Below are 23,515 nucleotides of genomic sequence, written 5' to 3' on the forward strand. Positions count from 1 at the left end.
TAATAGAAATGCATTACGTCAAAAGAATATAGCAAAATCATGATTGTTTTGAGAGCGATCGTTATTGGGCTGACTTATATAGGTTTGGGTTTAGGGTATCTACCTGGTTTGCGAATGAATCGAGCTAGTATTGCTCTAGTTGGTGCATCTTTGCTAATTGCATTAGGAGTTTTAGACCTTAAAGAAGCATGGCAAGCCATAGACTATAAAACGCTGATTTTCTTGTTCGGCATGATGGTAATCAGCACAAACTTGGCTTACTCTGGTTTTTTTCAACTGACACTTGATACAGTTATACGCTTTGCCCGCAGTCCCTTGGGTTTACTAATTGTTTTAACTTTTGGCAGTGGAATTCTCTCAGCTTTTTTTCTGAATGATACCATTGCCTTAATTCTGACTCCTTTGACTCTAAGCTTAGCCCAAACACTAAAACTCAATCCTATTCCTTACTTACTTGCTTTAGCAGGAGCCACAAATCTTGGTTCAGTAGCAACATTAAGTGGTAATCCTCAAAACATTCTTATTGGTTCCTTTTCTGGTATCAGCTATCTCGATTTTGCTAAATCTTTGACACCCTTAGCACTAGTAAGTTTATTAATCCAGGTGGGATTGTTGTGGTGGCTTTATCCTGAAGTTCGTTCTACCAAATCTTGTTTAAGTGCAACCTCTATACGCTACCGTGTCTACAAACCGCTACTTACTAAAAGCCTCTTGATAACTGGAGGATTATTAATAGCATTCTTAATTGGCATACCCTTAGCCCAATCAACAATAGTAGCTGCTGGCTTAATGTTCATTACTAGGCGAATCAAACCACAACGAATTTTAAATAAAGTGGATTGGGACTTACTAGTGATGTTTTCTGGGCTATTTATTGTCACCGCTGGAGTGGAAAAGTTAGGAATATTGAATTTATTTAGTGGCTTCGTTCATACTCCTTTGAGCATATTAGGAGTTACGGCTCTTCTCTCAAATTTAGTTTCTAATGTTCCGGCAGTATTGCTACTGCAACATTTAATTCCTCATCCTGACACGAAAACTTGGTTACTATTAGCAGCAGGCTCTACCTTGGCAGGTAATCTAACTCTGTTAGGTTCAGTTGCTAATTTAATTGTTGCTGAGGCTGTTGCTAAACTCGGCTATCAGCTATCATTTTGGGAACATTTACGTTTTGGTTTACCGTTAACTGCGCTAACTCTCATCCTCGCTTATTGGTGGATTTAGTTAAGGGCATAAAAGTCTCTTCCCCCACACTCTTGTTCAAGATAGTCAAAAGTTATTCATCATCAGAATCCTCAGAGGTAGTTTTTATCTCCTGAGTATTTCTCTGTTTACCTTGACCTATCAGAGACATAAATGAGCGACTCAGCCGTTTTACTCCACTTAAGGTAATCAGGGTTAGTAGCCCTCCCAATAATCCCATTTGCCACAGTCCACAACCAATCGCCGCTCCCAAACCGGCGGCAGTCCAAATGCAGGCAGCTGTAGTTAAACCTCGCACTTTTGGTATCGCAGATTTTCTGGGAGATTCTTGTAAAATTAATCCGGCTCCGAGAAATCCTACTCCAGTAGCTACACCTTGAATTGTCCGACTCAGTGCATTGATAGCAGCATAGGGACTATCGCCCTCAACTTGCAAAGGAATCATTACGAATATTGCTGCTCCCATACTAACCAGCATAAATGTCCTCATCCCCGCAGGTCTACCCCCTTGCTGACGGTTAAAGCCAATCATGCAACCCACTAAGAGCGCCAAAGTCAATCTGAATAATATATGTAGCCAATCATTGGCAGTAATAAACATTAGCCCCATTGCCGTACTCTTCTTAGAAATAGGATGAAATTTCGCGCCTATTGCCAGTAGGCTGGATGGCTACCCATACTTATGGGGGAAACCTATACTACAGTAAATTAATAGGTTTAATGTATATTAAGGTTAATTTAACAAAAGGTTAGGAATAAGTAAACCATCATACACCAACCAATAATTTCAGTATTCCCCCCCAAGTGTGGGAGATGAGGAAGCAGGAGAGCAGGGGGAAACAATAAACTATGCCCTATGCCCGATTTTTCTAATCCCCAACCTATTGAATACGGCTTAATATACATTTATTTGATAGGAATACCGTATTTTTTTGAAACCTCTTGTTAGGCACAGAGGAATATGTGATACTCTTAGAACTATGTACAAAACACGGTATTCCTATCGACTTACCGTTGTTTTTAAAGGACAGGACTCATGCAGCTACTATGGTTCATCCCAACCCACGGCGACGGACGCTACCTTGCAACTGCCACAGGTGGAAGAGCAGTGAGCTTTGCCTATCTGCGGCAAATTGCCCAAGCGGTGGATGACCTTGGCTATACAGGGGCATTACTACCTACAGGTCGCTCTTGTGAGGATGCTTGGATTGTAGCGTCAACATTGGTATCACTAACGCGACAGATGCGTTTTTTGGTTGCGATTCGTCCCGGATTGGTATCGCCTGGAGTAGCAGCACGGATGGCAGCAACCTTTGATCGGCTTTCTGGTGGGCGCTTGCTGATTAATGTGGTCACAGGTGGTGATCCTGTGGAGTTAGCAGGAGATGGCTTACATTTGGGTCATGACGATCGCTATGAATTAACAGATGAATTTTTGACAGTGTGGCGAGCGATCGCCAGTGGTGAACAAGCAAATCTCCAAGGGGATTATTTCAACATTCAGGATGGCAAGTTGTTGTTTCCCCCTGTTCAGAAGCCACATCCGCCATTGTGGTTTGGTGGTTCCTCTCCCATCGCCCAAAAGATTGCAGCCAAGCACGTAGATGTCTACTTAACTTGGGGTGAACCACCTGCACAAGTAGCCGAGAAGATTGCAACTGTTCGCAGATTGGCAGAGGCAGAAGGACGGACTTTGCGATTTGGGATTCGTCTACACGTGATTGTGCGAGAAACCGAGAGTGAAGCTTGGGATGCAGCGAATCAATTGATTCGGTATGTAGATGACGAGGCGATCGCCAAAGCCCAAAAAGCTTATGCCCGCATGGATTCAGTTGGACAGCGCCGGATGACACAGTTACACAAAGGCGATCGTGAGGCATTAGAAATTAGCCCGAATCTATGGGCAGGAGTGGGTTTAGTGCGCGGTGGTGCTGGAACCGCCCTAGTAGGTGATCCCCAAACCGTTGCCGCCAGGATATTAGAGTATGCAGATTTGGGGATTGAGTCTTTTATTCTCTCTGGTTATCCCCATTTAGAAGAAGCTTATCGAGTAGCAGAACTACTATTTCCGCATCTGCCATTAGAGAACCTACCCGCAGTTGAGCAACAGCACGTTTTGAGTCCATTTGGCGAAATTGTTGCCAACCAAGATTTTCCTAACCAGTCCAAGGAGAAAGCCACATCCATTTCTTAGTTAAAGTTATTCCCCAGTCCCTAATCTTCAATATGGAGTTTAATTAAATGACTAATATTCTTGCGATCGCCGGTAGTCCATCACATCCTTCTAGAACCTACGGAATTTTGGAATATAGTTCCAAGCTTTTACAGCAGCAAGGCTTACACGTAGACATAATTTCAGCTAGAGATTTACCTGCTGAAGATTTGGTTTTTGGACGCTATGACAGCCCAGCTTTGGAACAGCCAAAAGCCTTACTTGCAAAAGCAGATGGTGTAATTATTGCCACCCCTATTTACAAAGCTGCTTACACAGGTGTACTCAAAGCATTTTTAGACTTGCTGCCCCAGAAATCATTAACAGGAAAAGTTGTATTACCAATCGCTACGGGTGGGACGATTGCTCATTTGTTAGCAGTTGAATATGCCTTGAAACCCATCTTATCTGAATTAGGAGCGCGGCATATTCTAGCCACTATTTATGCGGTAGACAAACAACTTGAACGGCTACCTGATGGTAGCGTGCAGCCTGACGCAGAGATTGAGCAAAGACTCAAAGATGTTCTTAAAGAATTTGTCGCAGGTGTGAAATATTCTGCCGCAGCCCCTCCAGAATTGGCTCATGCCAACTAAATAATCAAGTTTATACCTCCGTTTGCTTGTAGCAGAAGGGTAATTTTTACCTTTCTGCTACCTTTCTCTAAAATTTTGAATGGCAATTATCAAGTTATATATTTAAGAGCCAGCCAATTTATAATTTTGGCACATTAGCAATGGTAAATAGCTAATTAAAGCTTTTGAATATGAATAAACTGCTAACATTGCAAATATTTTGTCAGAAGACTAAATATTAGAAATATTCTAATGTTCTCCTAACCTATACTTGTGGTAGATGGGTTATTTCATCCCATCTGCTACTTAACTATGAATTTTTATAGCTATATAAAATAGAATGTAGAGGAGATGTTAATGACAAAATAGAAATTACAAATTAGGATTAAATAGTGTTTGTATATAGTCTGGATTAATTTTTGACTATTAACTAAAAATTTATAATTTTTATGCCCCAAGAATCTGATTTCTTATCCGGATTATGTGATTTTCTTTATCCTCGTAGTCCATATTACGGTCAGTTCGAGCCAGAATATTTAATTTTTAACGCTAATCTACAGGAATTTGCTCAACGCGTAAGCTACATATCTAGCCTGCAAAGTAACGGTAAGCTTTCCCCAGAAGAAGCTTACAAACAAATTCAAATCCTTTGGAAACAGTTGAAACGTGCCAAAAAGGAATTAGAAATTAGCTAAATTCTGTTTTATGTGAAAGTGTTCTCGCATGGTTTCCATGATGCGATCGCGCATATTCATCTTTGGTGTAATCTCGCACCGCATCCACAAGTTTTGTCAGTTTTCTAAAAAACTTTATGCTGTTTTAGCTGGAATATATTATACGGTTTCTCTAAAATATAACGACAGATTAAACCAGGCTGTAATTGCGCTTAAGTGCTACTACGTAGCTTGCTTCTACGAAGTGGTACGATGTCTTGCTTTCACTTAGAGAATTGGTATTAATATTCTATAAATCAAAAAGTTTCAACTTTTTGCTAAGTATAGTTCTTATAAATTTTACTCTATAGCCTCCAACACTTCTAAATAGTCGCGCTCTATCTGAACCTCTTTGTAAGATGCAGTTCAAATAGAGTTTTGGAGACTAAACAATATACAGACTTGTCCCTCCTGGCAATATCCCTTGTATACCAATGGGTTTTACTGTTCTAACTGTCCTCAGCAGATTCGATGTAAAAACTGCCGTGAGATACTTCTTCCTGACGCAAAACGATGTGTAATGTGTGAAACCCCAATAGGTGAAGGACAGAACGGATCACCATCAAGCAATGGCGGTAGTCTACCTCGTGTAATGAACACATTAAAATTCGTTGAAACCAGCAAGGGATACTCACGTGGAATTCAGGCTGCTCTAAGCAACGAAGTAGGTATTAGCTGGGGTGGTGCTGCGATCGCCGTGATCGTTGGTGGATAAATGACACCTTGAAAACCACCTAATGGTTGTCTTGCCACTCGCAATCTAAGTAATACCGAACCTCAACAACTTTTTTTATTCAACTACGAATCTAGCGACGAGAACAAAGAAGCTACGATTGATGCAGTTGCTCAACTGCCCGAATACCGTCTAATTCATAGCAAAAATAAGAGATAACGTAACAAAGTAAACATTTATTAAAACAGTTCAGAGTAAATACAACTCCTAATGAGCTTCTAGTTACTCTATTTTTAAGGATAAATAACTATTTCACGAGTGATCGCACAATGGACGACAGCAAGGTATTGTTTGACTACTGGCATGACCGAGTGCAGCTGAAAAACTATGAATTGATTACGGCTCCGGGACACGTTCAAACTCAGGAGCTACGCCATGAATGTACTAACTACGATGATCTTTGGCGTAGCCCCGAAGTTCAACGGCTGGATGAACCAGATCGTAACTGGGTTATTGCTATTATTAAATACGAATGTACAGCCAAAGTTTTACAGAATCGGGCTGGTCGTCTGCGCGATCGCGCTAATGAACTTGAAGCAGCTTCTCATGAACAAGATCAACAAAAATCTAAGCTGCTGGGTCTTATTAAAGCATTACAAGAGAAATTATTTGGTAAAGATAAAGAAATTAAGAGATTAGAAGCACGAGTTGCATCGCTAGAAGCTGAAAATGAAGCCTTCCGATCTGAAGCTGAGAATAGTAAAGCTGAGGCGGAAATGGTTACAGAACTAGAGCAGCTTAAAAAGAAGTACAATGCGGTTGAGAAGCGAAGACAGGAACTAGCTAAAAATAATCAGAGTTTAGGTGGAAGAGTTGCCCATACCAAACGGTATAAGCATCAAAGGGACGAAGCAATCGCTTTAATTGAACAGCAGAAACAGCAAATTGCTACGTTAGTTCAAGAGAGTCAGCGTCTTCGCGAACAGAATGAAAAACTTTATCAGAAATTAAAACAAGTGGAGCGATAAAATGCTCTAAATTTGGGACTCTCGATAGTAATCATGAAACTTCAAGAGCTAAAAGCTAAAGTCTACGAGTTAGCTGGAGTAAACAATACCAAACAACTCAAGGCGAAAAATGAGGAGATTCAGACGTTAGATATGCGTCTTAAAACTTCTTGGGAAAAAACCCTTGCTATTCTTCAAACATCGCAGAGCGAGTTGGAGGACTGGTTAAAAAATCCACCTGAAGAATACAAAGATATTTTTTCTGAGATTACAGAAGTTTCTCAAAAATATGATCACAAATCAGCACAGATGAAACAGCAAGCGCGAGAGGTATTGTCAATAGCGAATAATCTCGAAGAGCTAGCAGAAGAATGCCAAGACGAAGTAGATCAAATCAAGCAAGAACTTGAAATAACCAGACGGATTTCAAAACAAGCCAGACTAAACTAGTTTTGGTACCAGAGGATAGTTAACTACTCGTGGCATAGGAACAGAAGCTGAAAAAGGGTTAATTACCAATTCTAGAAAATGGGTATAAGCGATGAGGAGGACACGCAAAGATACACTAGACTAGATGATTAATAGACTAGGTAATTTTGGATAATTAGTATAAGCCACAGAACTTTGAGGCTGAAGTTAAATTTGATTTTATAGTCTTCGCACTGGGTTGGCAATAATACTATACCGTCAAATAAAATACTTGGTTAACCTTAAATCTTGCAATATTAATTTACTAAAGGTTATCAAGAATGGATAACGACATTAATCTGCAAACTGCGATATCCAATTTTCTTTGTGGATGTGCAACAGTACACTCGACAAATTTATCTGAATATAAGTTGTGAAAGCCAGCAGCGGGATTTGAACTCGCGACCTTCCGATTACAAGTCGGATGCACTACCACTGTGCTATGCTGGCAAACTCTATTGGTGGCACAGTTTCTAATTGTAGCACAATTAATTTATTTGTCTACCTGCGCCGCAAAAAAATACCTCTTTCCCTAATTAGGTTAAAAGAGTCAATAATTTGGCAAAATCACTCAATTTAAGATTTTATCAGATATATGGGGATTAAAAGTGGAATAGAACTGATAAAGTTCATAAATTAATCTTTGTAGCAAAAGCTAACTTAAAATCTTAGACTGGGCGTAAGAATATCTCATAGGTTTTAAGCCTATATTTTTTTGACACCTCTAGATAAAAGAACAAAAAAAATACATAATTATTTTTTACTGATTCGGAAGCATGGCAGCGTTGATTGGAAGAGATTTATTAGGTCTAGCGGATCTCACTCCCACGGAACTGCAAGAACTCCTGCAATTGGCAACCCAACTCAAGTCACAACAGCTGAAGTTGCAGTGCAATAAAGTATTGGGATTGTTGTTCTCTAAAGCGTCAACTCGCACGCGAGTAAGTTTCACTGTGGCGATGTACCAACTAGGGGGACAGGTAATTGACCTTAACCCTAATGTTACTCAAGTTAGCCGCGGGGAACCTGTGCAGGATACTGCGCGAGTGTTGGATAAATATTTGGATATTTTGGCAATTCGCACTTTTGCACAGGAGGAATTGGAAACTTTTGCTCACTACGCCAAAATTCCTGTAATTAATGCGCTGACAGATTTAGAACATCCCTGTCAGGTATTGGCTGATTTATTGACGATTCAAGAAAGCTTTGGCAAGCTGACTGGGTTAACTTTAACCTATGTGGGTGATGGTAATAATGTCGCTAATTCCCTGATGTTGGGTTGTGCTTTAGCAGGGATGAATGTCAGAATTGCCACGCCTAGTCAGTATGAGCCAGATCCAAAAATTGTAGAACAAGCAAGAGCGATCGCAGGTGATAAAACTGAAGTTATCCTCACTCATGACCCAGAAGTAGCAGCCAAAGGAGCTGCTGTGTTGTACACTGATGTATGGGCAAGCATGGGGCAAGAAGCTGAAGCAGACAATCGGTTCCCAATTTTCCAGCCCTACCAAATTTCCGAGCAGCTATTAAGCCTTGCTGAACCGGAGGCAATTGTTTTACACTGCTTACCAGCCCATCGCGGTGAAGAAATCACTGAGGCAGTTATCGAAGGTTCTCAATCACGAGTTTGGGAACAAGCAGAAAATCGCCTGCACGCCCAAAAAGCTTTGCTGGCTAGTATTTTAGGCGCAGAATAAGGGTATTGGAGACTGGGGACTGGGGATTGGGGATTGGGGACTAGGGACTGGGTAAGACTTTTCTTATTACTTAATCTTAAATATTTAATCTCTGATACCAAATCTCTAATACCCAGTCTTAATCCCTAATACCCAATACCCAGTCCCTAATACTCAACCCTTTATTTGTCAAAGATCAAAAGTAAAACAAGAGAATAATTTTTATTTTTCCTTTTATATTTTTATTTTTATCTTGTTAAGGGGAGTTTTTTGTAGTACTAATGTTCTATAGACATTTATAATTACTTCCCAGAAAATTTATGGAACGTTTAACAGAAGCTCAACAAGAACTTTACGAATGGTTGGCAGAATATATCCGAATTCACCAGCATTCGCCTTCAATTCGGCAAATGATGCAGGCGATGAATCTCAAGTCACCAGCACCAATTCAAAGCCGCTTGGAACATTTACGCGTTAAAGGATACATAGAATGGAATGAAGGTAAGGCGCGAACAATTCGGATTTTACATCCTGTTAAGCAAGGTGTACCGATTTTAGGAACAATTGCTGCTGGTGGTTTAATAGAACCCTTTACTGATGCTGTAGAGCATCTAGACTTTTCTAATTTATCATTACCTGCTAAAACCTACGCTTTGCGCGTAGCTGGCGATAGCATGATTGAGGATTTAATTGCTGATGGGGATTTAGTATTCCTGCTTCCAGTAGCAGAACCAGATCATCTCAAAAATGGTACTATTGTCGCCGCCAGAGTGGATGGCTACGGTACTACATTAAAGCGTTTTTATCGCAGTGGCGATCGCGTCACCCTCAAACCAGCAAATCGTAAATACAATCCCATTGAAGTCTCTGCAATGCAAGTACAGGTGCAAGGTTCTCTGATTGGCGTTTGGCGAGGTTACAACTAATAAATAGGGAATGGGGAATGGGGAATAGGGAATAGAAAAAATATTACCAATGCCCAATACCCAATGCCCAATGTCCAATTATTAGGGTTCATCACCACCTTTGTGTTTGACTTTTTATGTACCTAACGTCAAATCCAGTGCAGCAACTGCCCACTTTCCGATTAAAGTCACCATTTGTCAGGGAAAGTAAGGGCAGTTATTATTCGCAACCATTACCAGGATGCCCAAGAATGCCTCCATCTCTGCAATTACGGCAGTATCAGCGGCAAGCGATTGCTAGCTGGTTTGCTAATAATGGCAGAGGAACGCTGAAAATGGCTACTGGTAGTGGTAAAACAATCACGGCATTAGCGATCGCTAGTGAATTATATCAGCAGATTAATTTACAAGTCTTGTTGGTGGTGTGTCCTTATCGTCATCTCGTCACCCAATGGGCGCGAGAATGTGAAAAATTTAATTTACAACCTATTTTAGCTTTTGAGAATTTACGCACTTGGCAAAGTCAACTTTCTACGCAAATTTATAATCTGCGTTCTGGTTCTCAAAGATTTGTCACTATCATCACCACCAACTCTACTTTAATTGGCGAAGGGTTTCAGTCTCAACTCAAATATTTTCCCGCTAAGACTTTAATTATTGGCGATGAAGCGCATAATTTAGGCGCACCGAAGTTAGAAGAAAGTTTGCCGCGCTGTGTTGGTTTGAGACTGGCTTTATCTGCCACACCGGAGAGGTATTTTGATGACTATGGTACACAATCTTTATTTGATTATTTTGGCCCAGTTCTCAAACCAGAATTCACTTTGAGGGATGCTATTTCTCAAGGTGCTTTAGTACATTATTTGTATTACCCAATTTTGGTAGAATTAACGGAAGCTGAAAGTATTGCTTATTTAAAGCTAACTAAAAGAATTGGGCGATCGCTACTATATAGAGAGCGAGAAAATGGCGAAGCGGGATTTGAAGACAATGAAGATTTAAAGCCATTGTTGATGCAAAGAGCAAGATTAATTGGTGCAGCAGAAAATAAATTAACTGCCTTGCATAAGTTAATGGCAACTCGCCGCGAAACTACTCACACTCTTTTTTATTGCAGCGACGGTTCACAAGAGGCGGGACAACGTTCATCTCTACGCCAAGTTAAAGCTGTTGCTAAAATTCTGGGGGTGGATTTAGGATACAAGGTAAGCACTTATACAGCCCAGACAACTTTACAAGAAAGGGAAATTTTACGGCATCAATTTGAAAGTGGTGAATTGCAAGGTTTAGTAGCAATTCGCTGTTTAGATGAAGGTGTCGATATTCCGGCAATTCAAACTGCGGTGATTTTATCAAGTTCTGGTAATCCCCGTCAGTTTATCCAGCGACGGGGGCGAGTTTTACGTCCTCATCCGGCTAAAGAACGCGCGACAATATTTGACATGATTGTTTTACCCCCAGATTTGGATAGAGAAACTATAGAAGTCGAGCGTAATCTATTGAAAAAGGAATTGCGTCGCTTTGTAGAGTTTGCTGATTTGGCTGATAACGCTGGGGAAGCAAGAATGAAGTTACTTGATTTACAAAAGCGATATGGTTTATTAGATATTTGATGAGCAATTGTAAAATTTTTATAGTTTATAAAAAAGAAGCATTAAGTATGAAATAATGAAATTAGTAAATTGATTGTAATGGGATGTAAGTCGTTTTAAAAATTCTACTTACATCCCATTATAATTTAAAATCTCAGGATGAATAATAACAGAAAATAATTAAATAATAAAGTCTTTTTTCAAAGAAAGTTAGTATTTTAAAGATAACGCAAACAGCGGCTTTACGGAGCCTATTTCACTAGGAGAGAAAGTTAAAATATAGAAATAGAAAAAGTATATTTGAAAACCCAAGATGTCACAAGAGGCGAATATCGACGATGTACAAGAGCCAATAACCAGCGCTCCGTCGGAAGTACGGCACATTATTGAGCGGGTATGGAAGCTGGAAAAAGGTAGGCTAGATAAGAAGATTAACAGCCACATAAATGATCATATTTTGGACATTATTAAGGAGGAGGTGCGATGAAGCTGACTTCAATCAAGCTATGCAACTTTCGCTCCTTTTATGGTACGACACCAGAGATAATCATCGCTGGAGAAGATGTTCACAATACAACGATTATTCATGGTAATAATGGCTCTGGCAAAACGAGTTTACTAAATGCCTTTACGTGGGTATTGTATGATAAATTTAGTGCAGCGTTTGCATCGATAGAACAGTTAGTAAATAAGCGTGCGATCGCAGAAGCTCAAAAAGGTCAAGCTGTAGAATGTTGGGTGGAAATTGGCTGGGAACATGAATGTAAACGCTATCGAGTTAAACGCGCCTGTCGGGGTTATAAAAGCGAAAGTGATTTTGATGCTGGCAAAACTCAATTAACCATGTGGGTTGGTGCGGATGATGGTAAATGGAATATACCAACTCAGCAACCAGACGATATAATTAATCAAATTTTACCCGCTACTTTACATCAATATTTTTTCTTTGACGGTGAACGAATTGAAGAAATAGTTCGTTCTGATAAAAAAGCTGAAATTGCTGAAGCTACAAAGATTTTCTTGGGTGTAGAGGTAATTAACCGTTCCATCAGACATTTGGGAGATGCTAAAAAAACTTTAGAAAATGAGTTAAAAGCGATTGGTGATTCCCAAACTAAACAACTGTTACGGCAGCAAGAGAAGATAGAACGCGAACGTGAACATATTACCAAACGGCAAACAGAAATTAAAGAAGAATTAGAATATCAACAAACTTTTAAAAAAGAGACAAGTAACCGTTTACGAGAATTGAGCGCTGCTAAGGAATTGCAAGAAAGATGGCAGGATTTAGAGTCACAGAAGACGGCGAATCAAGAAGAATATAAAAAAACCAAAGAAGCACTGAAAAAAGTTATCTCTGCACGGGGTTATACTGTTTTACTATCAGAAACTACAGCACAGTTTCGAGAAATTATCAATGATTTGAAGCAGCGAGGCGAGTTAACATCAGGAATTTCGCGCGAATTTGTGAATGATTTACTGAATTCTCAACGCTGTATTTGTGGCGCAGAATTACATGAGGGTAATCATTCTCATACTCATGTGAGTACCTGGTTAAATAGAGCAGGTTCCTCGGCAGTGGAAGAAACTGCAATTCGGATGAGCGCTCAAGTTGATGAAATTGATAAGCAAGCAATAGGTTTTTGGGAAGAGGTTGATAGAGAACAAAGTAGAATTAATCAGTTAAGGCAAACGATATCTCAGATTGAAGGCGATTTAGATAATATTCAAGAACGGTTGCGAAAAGATGCTAATGAAGAAATTAGCAATTTACAAAAACGCTTAGATGAAATTGAAAGTAAAATTGATGAATTAAATCGAGAACAGGGTGCAAATCAGCAGCAAATTGCTCAACTGACAACTGAAATTGAAGGTTTAAACAAGCAAATCGCCAAACAAAAGCTGAATGAAGACAAGCAAACTCTAGCACAGCGACGAATTAACGCCACTCAAGATGCAATTGAACGGTTAACGGAAGTTAGAAATCGTCAAGAACAACAATTTCGCCTGCAACTAGAAAAGCGAGTACAAGAGATATTCACAGAGATTTCTGTAACTCCATACATTCCTAAAATTAGCGATAAATATGAACTGACATTAGTAGAAAATACTACAGGTATAGAAGCACCAGTTGCAGCATCTACTGGGGAAAATCAAATTCTCAGTTTATCCTTTATAGCCAGCATCATTGACAAAGTGCGAGAATGGAGTGAGAAGCGGAAAATGATGATGATTCCCGATAGTAGCACTTTCCCAATTGTCATGGATTCACCCTTCGGTAGTTTGGATGAGAATTCGCGGCGACACATTGCGAAGACAATTCCCCAATTAGCGAATCAGTTGATAGTTTTAGTTACTAAGACTCAGTGGCGCGGTGAAGTTGAAACGGAAATGACAGACAGAATTGGTAGAGAATATGTGCTTACGTATTATTCTTCTAAACCTGATTGCGAACAAGATTATATTGAGTTGGGTGAAGAAAGATATCCTTTGGTGAAACAAAGTCCGAACGAGTTTGAGTATACGGAAATTATCGCAGTTGAACGGAATGGGTAATTACTCACGGAAAGACGCAGAGGCGCAAAGGTTTTTTCTTGGTTACATTTGAGAAAAAAGGAGGAATAAAGTTATGGTTGCGAGTTCAGACAGAAATTATATGTCTCCCCAAGAATATCTGGAATGGGAAGAACGCCAAGAAATTAAATATGAATATATTGATGGTGAAGTTTTCGCCATGACTGGGGGTACTCTTCCCCATACAACTATTGCTTTAAACTTAGCTTCAGCGTTAAAAATTCATCTAAGAGGGAGTGAGTGTCTTCCCTTTATGGCGGATGCGAAAGTAGGTGTATCTGAGAAGGGGCCTTTTCATTATCCCGATGTTGTGGTGAGTTGCGATGAACGGGACAAACAAGCTATTGAATTTCTCCAATATCCTTGTTTAATTGTTGAAGTTCTTTCCCCTAGCACAGAAGCTTACGACCGAGGTAAAAAATTTACGCGGTATCGTCGCATTCAGACTTTGCAAGAATACGTCCTCATCGATGCTGAAAAAATTGGTTTAGATTGCTTCCGGTTAAATGATAGAGGACTCTGGGAGTTACACCCTTATGAAGCAGGGGATGAAGTTCATTTAACTAGTGTTGATTTTAAATTTCCTATTTCTTTGGTTTATGAGGATGTTCAGTTTGCAATATAAATTTTGGAGAAACGAACCGCCAAGGCGCAGAGAACGCAAAGAAAATAGAGGGCGTAAAATTGAGATTATCCCTCACGAATTAGAAGTTATTTTATGAGTATTAAAACTGAAGCAACTATTGAAGATTTGTACCACTTACCTGACAATTGTAAAGCAGAGATTGTCAATGGAAAATTGGTGCTGATGTCTCCAACTGGATTTTTACCAGGACGTGCAGGTGGTGAAATTTATGCAAGTCTACGGGATTATGAACGTCTGACAAAAAGTGGTTACGCTTTGCCTGATAATGTCGGTTTTATTGTCAATCTCCCTAATCGCCGTTCTTTAAGTCCTGATGCTGCGTTTTATACTGGCAAACCTACAGGTGGGAAGTTTCTTAATGGTGCGCCTATATTTGCTGCTGAGGTGAGAAGCGAAAATGATTACGGTGATAAGGCTGAGAAAGATATGGCTAGTAAACGCCGTGATTATTTTGCAGCTGGTACTTTGGTAGTTTGGGATGTAGATGTACTCAAAGAGGAAGTTATTAGAGTATATCGTGCTAGTAATCCTGAAGAACCGCAAGTGTATCGTCGTGGTGAGGTAGCCGAAGCTGAACCCGCAGTGCCAGGATGGATTATGTTAGTGGATAATTTGTTTGTTTAGCGATCGCTCACATACTAGTATAAAATAATGCGTTAATAATTACTATCATTTTTGACTTTCGGTTAAAATAGCAACACAGTATATATTAAAACAATGGCTGAAACTGGCAGAATCAGGGTTGCTAAAGATAAGGCTGAGTTGGTGAAAGATTTAACATCTTCAGATGGTGGAACAGGGCCTTTTAATACTTTTGCTGATGTCATTGTGTTTGCAGCAGCATTGGGTGCAAAACATAAAAGGCGGGTGGCTTTAGGAGAGATTTCTAAAAGGGAACCGTCGCCAATACCCCAAGAACAGTTTATAGTCAGGGGATATAATACGGTAATAAATTTAATAGCAATTGCTGAAACTCAAGATATAAAAGTTTTATCTCTCGAAGAAGGAAACAATAACGAAAAACGTAATTATATTTTTGAAGAATATGCTAATGGTGGACTTGAAATATTACAAGCAGAAATGCGGGGTGCAGTAGATTATTATGAAAGAATTTTATTGATTCTCAGTTATGAAAGGTTTCAAGATAACTCTCAAGAAGAGGATTTTGATTTAAGCAAGTTTCTTTCATAAGACCCCATCAATCCACACTTAATAATTACCAACAGATTGAGAAAATACTTGTGATTTATATAAAAATGAAATAATGAGTAAAGCACAACAGCCAGTACATCAGCGAAATTTAGTTTATTACTGTGAATGTTTTTCTAGTATTAAGGTATATAAAAGTAGAAAAAAAGGTGATGCTCTTAATAAACCGATATTACTTTTATCTATAATTGACCTAATTACACAAGATTTAATAATAGATAATCGTATTAAAATATCAGATGAATTGATTGATACATTCAAGAACTATTGGGAAGTACTTGCTTCTAGTACTTTTAAGGGAAGTGATTTTGCCCTTCCTTTTTTTCATCTAAAAAATGATCAAGGTAAATTTTGGCATCTTAAGTATAGTTCGGAATATGATGGTGGTCGTCCGCAAACAATTCCCAAACTCAAGGAAGATGTTGACTATGCATATTTGGATGATGAACTATTTAATTTCATTCAAGATGAAATTTCTAAGCAAATATTAATTGATGCACTTGTTTCAGCTTGGCTACCATCTGAAGATAATACGATAGAACCTTTTTTAAACATTAACCAAAATTTTGAATATACACCCTTACAAATAGACAAAACTATTGAGTCTAATAATTTAGATCCTAATCCTAGATGGAGATTAAAAAAAGCAGTAATTAGAAATGCTTTTTTCAGGAAAGCCATTATAAGTATTTATGATTACAAATGTGCTTTTTGTGGACTTAAAGTAACTAAATCTATAACTCAAAACATCGTTGATGGCGCACATATAAAGCCATTTTCACAATTCTACGATAGTAGGATTCATAATGGAATAGCACTGTGTAAAAACCATCATTGGGCATTTGACAGGGGTTGGTTTACTGTAGATGAGCAATACAAAATCATAGTTAGCAATGATTTGGAAGAAGCATCTCCCCATACTAAACCTATGAAAGATTTTGATGGTGAAACAATACTTCTACCAAATACAGAGCAACACTTTCCAGAAATGGAAGCGCTGCAATGGCATCGCCAAAATATATTTCAAGCATAATTACAAGACAGGTGGAAGTCCTACAGCTTTTGGATCAACAAACTCGCCATCAAAACTTATAGTTTTATCTTCCACAGTCCTAGCATCGGCCAAAGCCTTACGAAGTTCAGCACGTTCCATCTGTTCCTGAATTCCACCCAGAATGTAAACCAATAACTTCGCGGCTAAATCTCGTCCAGCAACCTGCACCCGCTTTTTATTCGGGTCATACAAAATCCCATACCAGAGAGATTGGGGATATTCCATACCACTAAAACCACCTTGCTGGTCAAACTTCCGCAGTTTCTTAAAAATATCTGTTAGGGAAAAACCTTTTTTAAAAACTAAAATTCCCAAAGCTTGCGCTAATGCAACTTGAGCAACTGGACGGAAAAGCATATTTCCTTCACCTCCATCTTTCTCAAAGCTGAAGCGCCGTAAAGCTGGTGTATCCTCGTGTTCTAAAATTTTATAACTAGGAAGATTAGCCAAAGAATCAAACAGCTTTTTAAATTCCTCAATTCCCTGCTCAATTTCTTCATCCTCTGGACGCATGGGAATTAGACCTTTTTCTAAAGGTTTCCAGTGAGGAAATTTATGAACTAAATATCGCTCAGACATATCTTGTAGAGCTTGCAAAGTCGTTAAAACTGTAGAATTGGAGGCTACTGTTGCACTATTCCAATTAACACGAGGATTGCGCTCTTGTCGTTGTTCTAATAGTGGATGTGTAACTGCAATTTTTCTAGCAACGATCGCAAAACCATCATCTTCATTCAACTGGGTTAGCTGACCTTTAGTCAAGGGTGCAGCCATCAGGTTGACATGAACAAAAATCGATCTCACTCTCCGCCTCGCTTGGGTGCGAGTTTCCCCAGCCGCTACCGCACAGATGAACTCAATACCAATTTTTTCCTTGGGTAAATTTTGTAAGTAAGCAAGGTCTACTTGGTACTTTTCTATCAAATCATTAACTGTAATAAAACTGTCATCAGCACCTTTATCTTTTTTATAGCGCTGGAGTTTACGAGTTTTAATTAACTCCATCAACCCCTGAACCCCCATTAATCGGTGTTGACCATCTAATGCATAAATAGTGACATCATCCTCAGAAATATTTAGCAGACCTACTTTAGCGTCTTTATCTAAGGGTATAAAATCAGTAGTAGACTTTGTGGCGCGTCCTTCGCTATCCCACTCAGCAGCTTTAGGATTATCCACCCACGGTTGATTAATTACTACTAGCACTGGCGGAAACTTGTGATTTTGTCGAGCCGCCAAATACTGCACTAGCGGTGCTTGACGTGACCAATCAAGGGGACGCTGCTGAATTTCATCAATACTATCCGCGTCAATCTCGACATTATCAGTCTCTGGATTATACTTTTTTTGAAACAGAGGTAAGCCAGAGGCGAAGTGAACCCGACCTGCGAACCATTCCAAGGTAACAGAGCTAACATAAGCCTCAGTACCACCCATCTCGGTTTTTTGAACAAGAATCTGATCTTTTCTGCCTAAAAACTTCTCCAGGAGTAAAGCTAATACCTGTTTTTCCTTGTTTTCTCGTTCTAGGTACTCTCTAGCGATGTCAGAAGTGGGGTCAGATGCACTATCTTTCATGTTAAATTTTAAAAACAGAATAGGATTATGTCCTTTAATTATCCAAAAATTTGGATATTACCAGTAAGGTTTTTAAAAACTTTTCTTCAACCCACGGAGATGGGTTTTGTCTATGTAGACGTGAATTCCATTCGCCCGAATATTACGCCAGTGTTTCCAGAGAGAAGGAGAAATGACTACAGCACAACAAGCAGAAAATAAAAACCAGCAAACACGTACTGTAGCAGAGTTAGTGGACTACATCCAAGCTCTCACCATTGAAATTCAAGAATTGTATTGTTTGGATCAGATCCCTTGGGTGGTGGGCTATTCGGGGGGCAAAGATAGTACTGCCACTTTACAGCTTATCTGGAATGCGATCGCAGCCCTACCACCAGAAAAACGTATTAAGCCAGTTCATGTTATTACAACTGATACGCTAGTAGAAAATCCTGTAGTCTCTGTTTGGGTACGCAACTCTTTAGAACAGATGAGAGTTGCTGCTAAAGAACAAGGAATGCCAATTCAAGCCCATTTGCTTTATCCCGCAGTCAAAGACACCTTTTGGGTAAATTTAATTGGTAAAGGCTACCCAGCACCACGTAATCGTATGCGCTGGTGTACTGAACGATTAAAGATTAAACCGACTGATAGCTTCATTCGTGAAGTAATTCAAGCCAATGGTGAAGTAATTCTCGTTTTGGGTACTCGCAAAGCTGAAAGTGTTAAACGTGCTATCACGATGGCGAAACATCGAGAATCGCGGATACGCGATCACATAAACACTAATCCTAACCGACCTAATTCATTGATTTATCTTCCCATTGAAGACTGGCGTACTGATGAAGTTTGGATTTATTTAAATCAGTGGCAAAACCCTTGGGGGTATAGCAACAAAGACTTATTCACCATGTATAGAGGTGCTACAGCAGATAATGAATGTCCTCTAGTTGTTGACACTTCTACTCCTAGCTGTGGTGATTCTCGATTTGGGTGCTGGGTTTGCACAATTGTTAATAAAGATAAATCAATGGAGGCAATGATTCAAAATGATGAAGAGAAAGAATGGATGCAGCCTCTATTAGATATCCGCAATGAATTAGATATTAGAGATGACCGCGATAAAAGAGACTTCCGTCGGATCTGGGGAGAAGTCCAACTTTTTGAACGTAATTTAGATGGTGAAATATCCGTTGAACCAATTCATGGCCCCTATACTAAATATTGGCGCGAACATTGGCTAAGAAAAGTGCTAGAAGCGCAAACTAAAACTCGTTGTACAGCACCAAAAAATATGGGTAAAATCACCCTAATTACTCTAGAAGAAATGAGCGAAATCCGCCGCATTTGGCTAGAAGAAAAACACGAATTTGATGATAGCTTACCCCGGATTTATCAAGAAGTGACTGGCGAAGAATTTCAAGACCCCCGTCCTGGTGCAGACTATAGCCTACTAGGTCGTGATGAATGGATAGTATTAGAAGAAATCTGTGAAGGTGACGCGATGCACTTGGAACTCATGGCGAAATTGTTAGACACAGAACGCCAGTATCGCAAAAAGACTCGTCGCGTGGGAATATACGAAACCCTAGAAAAATGTTTTAATACGAGTTCCCGTTCTCCAGAAGATGCGATTAAAAATGCTCGTTTGAAACGCGAATTAAGCGAAGCAGTTAGTCAAGGTGACGTTGCAAAAGTCAAGCAGATGACTTTGGGTGATGTTCCAGCAATCAATGAAGTCGATGAAGATAAAACTGAAAGTGATGAAGAGGTAACTTGGGCAAGTATGAAATTTAAAAAGAAAGATTCATAAGAATAATAGAATACTGGGCGAATATCGAATGAATACCGGGCGATTGGAAATCGCGGCTACACAGACGAAACCCACCTTTCCTGCGGAACGCCAAGGGCGAACGTGGGTTAAAGAGAAATGAGAGCAAGTTTTACACAATTGTATTTGCATTATGTTTGGGCAACCTGGGATAGATTGCCCCTAATTACGCCTGATATTCAGAAGGAAGTTTACGGGGCAATTATTCGAGAATCTGAACAGTTAAAATGTACCGTAATTGCAATTGGCGGTATTAAAGATCATGTCCATCTGCTAACGGGTTTTCCGCCAACCATCAGTATCTCTGAATTGGTTAAACAAATTAAGGGAAGTTCGTCACATTTCATCACCCACGAAATCAAGCCAGGTGAGTTTTTTAAATGGCAAGGTAGCTATGGAGCTTTTACAGTTAGTCACGATGCCATTGATAATATAGCCAATTACATCAGAAACCAAGCTGCCCATCATAGCCAAAAATCAATCATCCCCACCTGGGAACTAACTCCCAAGTAAACCAACGATTATATACGAATTTAGTCCGCGTTCGCGTAGCGTTCCGAAGGAAAGGCGGACTTTGCCTGTGTAGCCGCGAATTCCATTCGCCCGGTATCTTATAAACTCCGCTCGGTATCTTAATAAACTTTGCCTGTGTAACTGTGAATCATATTCGCCCAATATTTCTTTTCCTACTATTTAATAATCTTAAAAATCAATGATATTTCTTGAACTCGTTCTACAAAACTTTGGCCCCTACAGTGGAAAACAGGTAATCAACCTTAACCCAAAAATAGATGAGGAAAACTCACACCCAATTATCCTCTTAGGTGGTATGAATGGCGGCGGAAAAACCACCCTTATGGATGCCATTCGTCTCGCCCTTTATGGCCCCCGCGCCCAGTGTTCTACCCGTGGTAATTTAAGTTATAGCGATTTTCTCAATCAATGCGTTAACAATAAAATTGATCCAGTTGCAGACACCCGGATTGAGTTGCTTTTTGAACATATTGAAAACGATAAGCCAATAAAATACCGTGTTGTCCGTAGTTGGACAAAAAATCCTAAAGATGGCAAAGATATATTAGGAATTTTAGGTGACAGTGATACATGGCCTGATGCTTTAGTTAATATCTGGGATGAATATATTGAAAATCTTTTGCCATTAGGTATTTCTAACTTATTTCTCTTTGATGGCGAACAAGTTAAAGAACTTGCAGAACAAGAAACACCACCGCCTGTTGTAGTAGATGCAATTCGTGGACTTTTAGGGCTAGAGTTGGCAGACCGTTTAGCAGTTGATTTAGATATCTTAGTTAACCGCAAACTTAAAGAAGTTGGTAATAGCAAGGATTTAGCAAACCTAGAGGAAATTGAAACTAGGTTAACCCAACAGCAAGAAGATTATCAAACCACAGAAGAGAAAGTAGAAATTCTCAAAAATCAGGTAGAAGAATTAGAACAAAAGCAGCAAGAAGCCTTTGATAAATTCATTTCTGAAGGTGGGAAGATTGCAGCCGAACGCAATCAACTAGAACTACAGCAAAATACGAAAACTGCGGAAATTGAACAAGTACGTCAGTCAATGTGTGAATTAGCGGCTGATGTTTTACCTCTGTCCTTGATTCCCAATTTACTTAATCAGGCGCAAACACAGGGTGAAAAAGAATTTCGCCATCAACAGGTACAAATTTCTAAAGACTTGTTAATTGAACGAGATCAGCGCTTACTCGCTTGGCTCAATCAAGTAGAAATTTCCCCGATAGAAGTTGAAAAAATTCAATCATTTTTAATCCAAGATGTAGATAGTTTATATACAAAGACTATCCAGACAGAAGCACCTTGGTTACTAGCTGATGATGAAACTTTAAGTCAGCTAGATAATCTCATATATCACTTACAAAATTCCAAACTTTCTGCAAAAGAGAAATTAGCTATTCTCAAAAATAAAGAAGAAGAAATTCATATTCTAGAAAGGCAAGTGCAAACAGCAGCAGCACCAGAAGATTATACAAAGCTGCGTCAAGCACTAGAAGCGGCACAAAATGAAGTTGTAGAAGCTAAAGCAAATTACGAAACAATCCGCCGCCGTTTAGCTGAATTAGAAATTATTATTGCCAAGTCAAAGAGAGAATTAAGTGAATATACTGTACAAAATATTAAACATAAAAATAACGAACATATTATTACGTCAGCAGGAAAAGTTCAAGAAACACTCAAGATTTTTCGTGAAAAACTAACCCTGCGAAAACTCAATAAATTAGAGGAAGAAGTTAAAAATTGCTTCCTTTATCTCCTCCATAAATCAGACTTAGTGCATCGCATAACCATTGATACCAAGACTTTCAGCCTTTCCCTTTATGATTTTAAAGGGAAACTTGTCCCAAAACATCGTCTCTCTGCTGGTGAAAAACAACTACTTGCGATCGCTTTCCTCTGGGGTTTAGCCAAAGTCTCTGGACACCGCCTACCAGTAGCAATCGATACGCCACTAGGTAGACTAGACTCCTCTCACCGCAGTAACTTAGTGGATAGATACTTCCCTGCCGCTAGTCATCAAGTAATTCTTTTGTCCACTGACACCGAAATCGGCAAAAAAGAAGTAGAAACACTGCGAAAAAACGAAGCGATCGCCCGCGAATACCTGCTCAAATATGACTCCGCCACCCGCCAAACAACTATCCAACCAGGCTACTTTTGGTAATTCGTAATTCGTAATTATTTATCTTTGAGTCGTTTGGTGGAAGCAACTAGAATTTTGCCAATTTCATTTGCCTCTTGGAGAAGTAGTTGAAATTTGTGTCTATCCACTAGTTCGGATTCAATTAATATTTCCAACCAGTATTGTGTTTCTCTAGCTTCTTTCAAAGCAATTTCTAATTTATTGATAAAATCTTTATTAGATTGGGCAGACTGGGCTTCTCGAACATTTGCACCAATAGAAGTACCGGAACGAAGTAATTGTTTAGAGAGAATTCGATAAACTCCAGGTTTTTCATCTAAAAAGCAACAAGCTTTAACAATTCTTACCGCAAAACTTCTTGTACGGTCAGTAATGCTACTATTAGTTACCATATTTATCTTTTAAATCATAATATCTATGTTTCCCCATCTAAAAGAAAAACTAGAATCTCAATCTAAATAAATTACGAATTACGAATTACGAATTACGAATTATTATGGAATCCCCAATCGAAAGAATAAAACTCTCCCAAACAGCCAAAGACCAACTTACCAAACTTAAACGCAGCACCAAAATTGACCAATGGAATATCTTATGCCGTTGGGCATTTTGTCGTTCCCTCGCAGAAGCAACCGCACCCTCCCCCGTACCCATTCCCCAAGATAGCAACGTCGAAATGACTTGGCGCGTCTTTGGCGGCGAAATGTCCGATATTCTCCTCCTCGCCCTTAAGCAGCGCTGTCACAATGACGGTTATCCTACTGACAAAGAAACCCTCGCCACCCAATTCCGCTTACATTTGCATCGCGGTATTGGCTACTTAGCAGGCGATCCAAATATCAAGAAAATTGAAGATTTAATTGAACTGGCTGTTAAACCTTGAAAGAATATTAGGTAATAAGTCTCTTAAATTACGAATTACGAATTACGAATTACGAATTAT

23 protein-coding genes and 1 tRNA gene are annotated in these 23,515 nt (G+C 39.3%); 20 read left to right on the top strand and 4 right to left on the bottom strand.

Annotation, left to right across the window (positions count from 1 at the left end):
* Positions 1-39 precede the first annotated feature (39 nt).
* Positions 40-1,224 (top strand): anion transporter, encoded by a 1,185-nt coding sequence (locus tag WKK05_RS26950; RefSeq protein ID WP_341526104.1) that lies wholly within the window; start codon positions 40-42, stop codon positions 1,222-1,224.
* 52 nt (positions 1,225-1,276) lie between these two features.
* Here the strand turns inward: WKK05_RS26950 and WKK05_RS26955 are convergent, their stop codons facing one another.
* A complete protein-coding gene (locus tag WKK05_RS26955; protein ID WP_341526105.1) occupies positions 1,277-1,813 on the bottom strand; it encodes an MgtC/SapB family protein in 537 nt (178 codons plus the stop codon).
* Positions 1,814-2,239: 426 nt separating this feature from the next.
* On the opposite strand from WKK05_RS26955, the gene ssuD reads away from it, so the two are divergent.
* From ssuD to WKK05_RS26985, 6 genes are all read left to right on the top strand, one after another.
* On the top strand, positions 2,240-3,397 hold the full coding sequence (ssuD, locus tag WKK05_RS26960) for an FMNH2-dependent alkanesulfonate monooxygenase (protein WP_341526106.1): 1,158 nt from the start codon (positions 2,240-2,242) through the stop codon (positions 3,395-3,397).
* Between the two features lie 47 nt (positions 3,398-3,444).
* A complete protein-coding gene (ssuE, locus tag WKK05_RS26965) occupies positions 3,445-4,011 on the top strand; it encodes an NADPH-dependent FMN reductase (protein ID WP_341526107.1) in 567 nt (188 codons plus the stop codon).
* 428 nt (positions 4,012-4,439) lie between these two features.
* The gene (locus tag WKK05_RS26970) at positions 4,440-4,685 is read left to right on the top strand and encodes a hypothetical protein (protein WP_341526108.1); all 246 of its coding nucleotides are present in this window, start codon (positions 4,440-4,442) and stop codon (positions 4,683-4,685) included.
* A 538-nt stretch (positions 4,686-5,223) separates the two neighbouring features.
* Complete coding sequence (locus WKK05_RS26975; protein ID WP_341526109.1) at positions 5,224-5,418, top strand: hypothetical protein; 195 nt, start codon at positions 5,224-5,226, stop codon at positions 5,416-5,418.
* A 287-nt stretch (positions 5,419-5,705) separates the two neighbouring features.
* Positions 5,706-6,404: a hypothetical protein gene (locus WKK05_RS26980; RefSeq protein ID WP_341526110.1), complete on the top strand. Its 699-nt coding sequence runs from the start codon at positions 5,706-5,708 to the stop codon at positions 6,402-6,404.
* Positions 6,405-6,437: 33 nt separating this feature from the next.
* Positions 6,438-6,833, top strand: coding sequence for a hypothetical protein (locus WKK05_RS26985; protein ID WP_341526111.1), 396 nt, complete (start codon positions 6,438-6,440; stop codon positions 6,831-6,833).
* A gap of 396 nt (positions 6,834-7,229) precedes the next feature.
* On the opposite strand, the gene WKK05_RS26990 is transcribed toward WKK05_RS26985, so the two are convergent.
* Positions 7,230-7,301, bottom strand: a tRNA-Thr gene (locus tag WKK05_RS26990).
* A 326-nt stretch (positions 7,302-7,627) separates the two neighbouring features.
* Between WKK05_RS26990 and argF the strand changes: the two genes are divergently transcribed.
* The 9 genes from argF to WKK05_RS27035 all read left to right on the top strand — a co-directional run bounded on the left by argF (position 7,628) and on the right by WKK05_RS27035 (position 16,486).
* Positions 7,628-8,548 carry an ornithine carbamoyltransferase gene (gene argF, locus WKK05_RS26995; protein ID WP_341526112.1) on the top strand — a complete coding sequence of 307 codons (921 nt, stop codon included), beginning with the start codon at positions 7,628-7,630 and terminating at the stop codon, positions 8,546-8,548.
* A 299-nt stretch (positions 8,549-8,847) separates the two neighbouring features.
* Positions 8,848-9,453, top strand: coding sequence for a transcriptional repressor LexA (gene lexA / locus WKK05_RS27000; RefSeq protein WP_341526113.1), 606 nt, complete (start codon positions 8,848-8,850; stop codon positions 9,451-9,453).
* Between the two features lie 116 nt (positions 9,454-9,569).
* Positions 9,570-11,045, top strand: a complete 1,476-nt coding sequence (locus WKK05_RS27005) for a DNA phosphorothioation system restriction enzyme (protein WP_341526114.1) — start codon at positions 9,570-9,572, stop codon at positions 11,043-11,045.
* Between the two features lie 292 nt (positions 11,046-11,337).
* Positions 11,338-11,511 (top strand): hypothetical protein, encoded by a 174-nt coding sequence (locus tag WKK05_RS27010; RefSeq protein ID WP_341526115.1) that lies wholly within the window; start codon positions 11,338-11,340, stop codon positions 11,509-11,511.
* The gene (locus WKK05_RS27015; RefSeq protein ID WP_341526116.1) at positions 11,508-13,580 is read left to right on the top strand and encodes an AAA family ATPase; all 2,073 of its coding nucleotides are present in this window, start codon (positions 11,508-11,510) and stop codon (positions 13,578-13,580) included. The genes WKK05_RS27010 and WKK05_RS27015 overlap by 4 nt, the downstream gene beginning before the upstream one ends.
* A gap of 73 nt (positions 13,581-13,653) precedes the next feature.
* Positions 13,654-14,223: a Uma2 family endonuclease gene (locus WKK05_RS27020; RefSeq protein ID WP_341526117.1), complete on the top strand. Its 570-nt coding sequence runs from the start codon at positions 13,654-13,656 to the stop codon at positions 14,221-14,223.
* A 93-nt stretch (positions 14,224-14,316) separates the two neighbouring features.
* Positions 14,317-14,868: a Uma2 family endonuclease gene (locus tag WKK05_RS27025; protein WP_341526118.1), complete on the top strand. Its 552-nt coding sequence runs from the start codon at positions 14,317-14,319 to the stop codon at positions 14,866-14,868.
* 93 nt (positions 14,869-14,961) lie between these two features.
* The gene (locus tag WKK05_RS27030; RefSeq protein WP_341526119.1) at positions 14,962-15,435 is read left to right on the top strand and encodes a DNA phosphorothioation-associated protein 4; all 474 of its coding nucleotides are present in this window, start codon (positions 14,962-14,964) and stop codon (positions 15,433-15,435) included.
* Between the two features lie 73 nt (positions 15,436-15,508).
* The gene (locus WKK05_RS27035) at positions 15,509-16,486 is read left to right on the top strand and encodes an HNH endonuclease (RefSeq protein WP_341526120.1); all 978 of its coding nucleotides are present in this window, start codon (positions 15,509-15,511) and stop codon (positions 16,484-16,486) included.
* Here WKK05_RS27035 and WKK05_RS27040 read toward each other — a convergent pair whose 3' ends face one another.
* Positions 16,487-18,085, bottom strand: a complete 1,599-nt coding sequence (locus WKK05_RS27040) for a DGQHR domain-containing protein (protein ID WP_341526121.1) — start codon at positions 18,083-18,085, stop codon at positions 16,487-16,489.
* Positions 18,086-18,257: 172 nt separating this feature from the next.
* On the opposite strand from WKK05_RS27040, the gene dndC reads away from it, so the two are divergent.
* From dndC to dndD, 3 genes are all read left to right on the top strand, one after another.
* The gene (dndC, locus tag WKK05_RS27045; RefSeq protein WP_341526122.1) at positions 18,258-19,877 is read left to right on the top strand and encodes a DNA phosphorothioation system sulfurtransferase DndC; all 1,620 of its coding nucleotides are present in this window, start codon (positions 18,258-18,260) and stop codon (positions 19,875-19,877) included.
* A 117-nt stretch (positions 19,878-19,994) separates the two neighbouring features.
* Entirely contained in the window at positions 19,995-20,408 is a 414-nt protein-coding gene (gene tnpA / locus WKK05_RS27050) for an IS200/IS605 family transposase (protein ID WP_341526123.1), read from the top strand.
* Between the two features lie 199 nt (positions 20,409-20,607).
* A complete protein-coding gene (dndD, locus tag WKK05_RS27055) occupies positions 20,608-22,593 on the top strand; it encodes a DNA sulfur modification protein DndD (protein WP_341526124.1) in 1,986 nt (661 codons plus the stop codon).
* A gap of 14 nt (positions 22,594-22,607) precedes the next feature.
* On the opposite strand, the gene WKK05_RS27060 is transcribed toward dndD, so the two are convergent.
* A complete protein-coding gene (locus WKK05_RS27060; protein ID WP_341526125.1) occupies positions 22,608-22,964 on the bottom strand; it encodes a four helix bundle protein in 357 nt (118 codons plus the stop codon).
* 104 nt (positions 22,965-23,068) lie between these two features.
* Here WKK05_RS27060 and dndE point away from each other — a divergent pair, with 104 nt between their 5' ends.
* Positions 23,069-23,455, top strand: coding sequence for a DNA sulfur modification protein DndE (gene dndE / locus WKK05_RS27065; RefSeq protein ID WP_196511875.1), 387 nt, complete (start codon positions 23,069-23,071; stop codon positions 23,453-23,455).
* Positions 23,456-23,515 lie beyond the last annotated feature (60 nt).

Source organism: Nostoc sp. UHCC 0302, assembly GCF_038096175.1.
Taxonomy (GTDB): domain Bacteria; phylum Cyanobacteriota; class Cyanobacteriia; order Cyanobacteriales; family Nostocaceae; genus UHCC-0302.